Origin of the sequence: Pseudomonas sp. NPDC089534, from assembly GCF_044749305.1 — a bacterium.
In the GTDB taxonomy this organism is placed as follows: Bacteria; Pseudomonadota; Gammaproteobacteria; order Pseudomonadales; family Pseudomonadaceae; genus Aquipseudomonas; species Aquipseudomonas ekonensis.
Window position 1 is genome coordinate 1 of the sequence record NZ_JBIVHR010000191.1, and the last position, 2,794, is coordinate 2,794.

Consider the following 2,794-nt stretch of genomic DNA (forward strand, 5'->3'; position numbering starts at 1 on the left):
GTGGTCGGGGTTATCGGGATGATCGCGAAGGCGATCAGCAGGGCGCTCATGGCCACCACCGGCGCCAGGGTGAAGATCACCTTGTCGGCGAACGGCGGCGTCCAGTCTTCCTTGAAGAACATCTTCAGCATGTCGGCGGCGATCTGGAACATGCCGAACGGGCCGACGCGGTTCGGACCGTAACGGTCCTGCCACCAGCCCAGCAGGCGACGCTCGACGAAGCTGAGCAGCGCCCCGCAGACCACCACGGCCAGCAGGACGACGACCGCTTTGATGACCGTCAGGATCACATCGATCACTTCAGGGGTGAACCAGGTCATTGCGCTGCCTCCTGCAGACCGTCGACGGAAACGCCGGCGAACGCCGGAGGAATGCCGGCGATGCCCGCAGGCAGCGCCACCAGGCCTGCGCCCAGCTCTTCATTGATGCGCAGCGGCAGACGCAGGCTGATGCCGGCGACGTTCAGGCTCAGCATCGCGCCGTCGTTGACGCCCAGGCGGTCGGCCTCGGACTTGGCCAGCGCGACGTAGGCGGCCGGAATGCGCTCCTGCACCGGGGCGGCCTTGGAAGAGTTCTCTTCGCTGCCGAACAGGTGATGGAACGGCACGGCTTGCCAGGTGCCCTGGGCCGGGTTGAACGCGCGCGGAACGCTGGCGAACCAGTTCAGCGCATCGCCGGTGCTTTCGATCAGGCGGGTGCCCGGATCGCCGGCGCGCAGATGGCCGCCGACCTCGTCCTGGAACTTGTTCCAGGCCTGCGGCGAGTTCCAGCCCGGCGACCAGGCGAACGGCACTTGCGAGCGCGGTTCGGCGGAGCCCGAGTAGCCTTCCATGGAGAAGGCGAACGCGGTGTCCTTGTCTTGCGGGGTGCGCGGTTCGTGAACGCTGATGTTGGCGCGCATCGCGGTGCGGCCGGAGTAGCGCAGCGGCTCACGGGCCAGCTTCAGGCCCTTGATGCGGAACGCGGCGGACGGTGCGGCGTCGACGATGCCGGCCAGCTGCGCGGTGCTCGAGGCAACGGCGGCGGTGACCTGGTCGAGCTGGGTCCAGTCGATCGGCTGGTTCAGCAGGGTGGCGCGCAGGGCGTGCAGCCAGCGCCAGCCTTCGTGCACCAGGATGCCGGCATCCATGTATTGCGGGTCGAAGACCTGGAAGAAGCGCTGGGCGCGGCCTTCCTGGCTGACCAGGGTGCCGTCGCCTTCGGCGAAGCTCGCCGCCGGCAGCACCAGGTGGGCGCGGTCGCTGGTGGCGGTCTTCTGGTGGTCGGCGACGATCACCACTTTCGCGGCGCTCAGCGCGGCATCGACCTTGGCCTGGGCGGTGCGGGTGTACAGATCGTTTTCCAGCACGACGATGGCGTCGGCACGGCCGTCGATCACCGCTTGCAGCGCGGCATCGACCGATTCGCCGCCGAGCATGGCCAGGCCGAGGCTGTTGGCCTCAGGCACGACCAGGCTGATGGAACCGTTCTTGTCGCGCAGCTTCAGGGCCTTGGCGATGTTCGCGGCCGCTTCGATCAGGGCCTTGGAGCCCAGCGAAGTGCCGGCGACGATCAGCGGACGCTTGGCGGCGAGCAGGGCGTCGGCGATGCGCTTGGCCAGTTGCAGCGCTTCGGCGTCCAGGCCTTCGACGGCCGGGGCGCTGGCGTCCAGGGCGTGGGCGACGGCGAAGCCGATGCGGGCCAGGTCGTCGGGAGCGGCGTGCACGCACTCTTCGGCGACGTCATCGAGCTTGGTCTCGGCCAGGCTGGCGATGAACAGCGGGTTCAGCGCGTGCTGACCGATGTTCTTCACTGCAGCGTCGAGCCAAGGTTGGACGCGCATGGCTTCGGCCATGTCTTCGGCCTTGCCCTTGACCGACTGGCGCAGGGCCAGGGCCATGCGGGCGGCGGTCTGGGTCAGGTCTTCGCCGAGGACGAACACGGCGTCGTGGTCTTCGATGTCGCGCATCGTCGGAACCGGCAGCGGGCTGTCCTTGAGCACTTGCAGCACCAGGCGGATGCGCTCCAGCTCGGAGGCTTCGATGCCGCTGTAGAAGTGCTCGGCGCCGACCAGCTCACGCAGCGCGTAGTTGCTTTCCAGGCTGGCGCGCGGCGAACCGATGCCGACGATGTTGCGGCCGCGCAGCAGGTCGGCGGCCTTGTCCAGGGCGTCGTCCAGGCTGAGCTTGGTGCCGTCGGCCAGCAGCGGCTGGCGCGGGCGGTCGGTGCGGTTGACGTAGCCATAGCCGAAACGGCCGCGGTCGCACAGGAAGTACTGGTTCACCGAGCCGTTGTAGCGGTTCTCGATGCGGCGCAGTTCGCCGTAGCGCTCGCCCGGGGAGATGTTGCAGCCGCTGGAGCAGCCATGGCAGATGCTCGGGGCGAACTGCATGTCCCACTTGCGGTTGTAGCGCTCGGAGTGGGTCTTGTCGGTGAACACGCCGGTCGGGCAGACCTCGGTGAGGTTGCCGGAGAACTCGCTTTCCAGGGTGCCGTCTTCGACGCGGCCGAAGTACACGTTGTCGTGGGCGCCGTATACGCCAAGGTCGGTGCCGCCGGCGTAGTCCTTGTAGAAGCGCACGCAGCGGTAGCAGGCGATGCAGCGGTTCATCTCGTGGGAGATGAACGGGCCCAGGTGCTGGTTCTGGTGGGTGCGTTTGGTGAAGCGATAACGGCGCTCGTTGTGGCCGGTCATCACAGTCATGTCTTGCAGGTGGCAGTGACCGCCTTCCTCGCACACTGGGCAGTCGTGCGGGTGGTTGGTCATCAGCCATTCGACGACACTGGCGCGGAACGCCTTGGATTCTTCATCGTC

General features: G+C 67.5%; 2 protein-coding genes. Both read right to left on the reverse strand.

What is annotated here, in order from left to right; translation table 11 throughout:
- A partial coding sequence (locus ACIP0B_RS28205; protein WP_400838429.1) for an NADH-quinone oxidoreductase subunit H occupies positions 1-320 on the reverse strand: 320 nt, incomplete at its 3' end.
- The coding region (gene nuoG, locus ACIP0B_RS28210; RefSeq protein WP_400838432.1) for an NADH-quinone oxidoreductase subunit NuoG at positions 317-2,794 on the reverse strand (2,478 nt) is incomplete at its 5' end. The genes nuoG and ACIP0B_RS28205, both read right to left, overlap by 4 nt.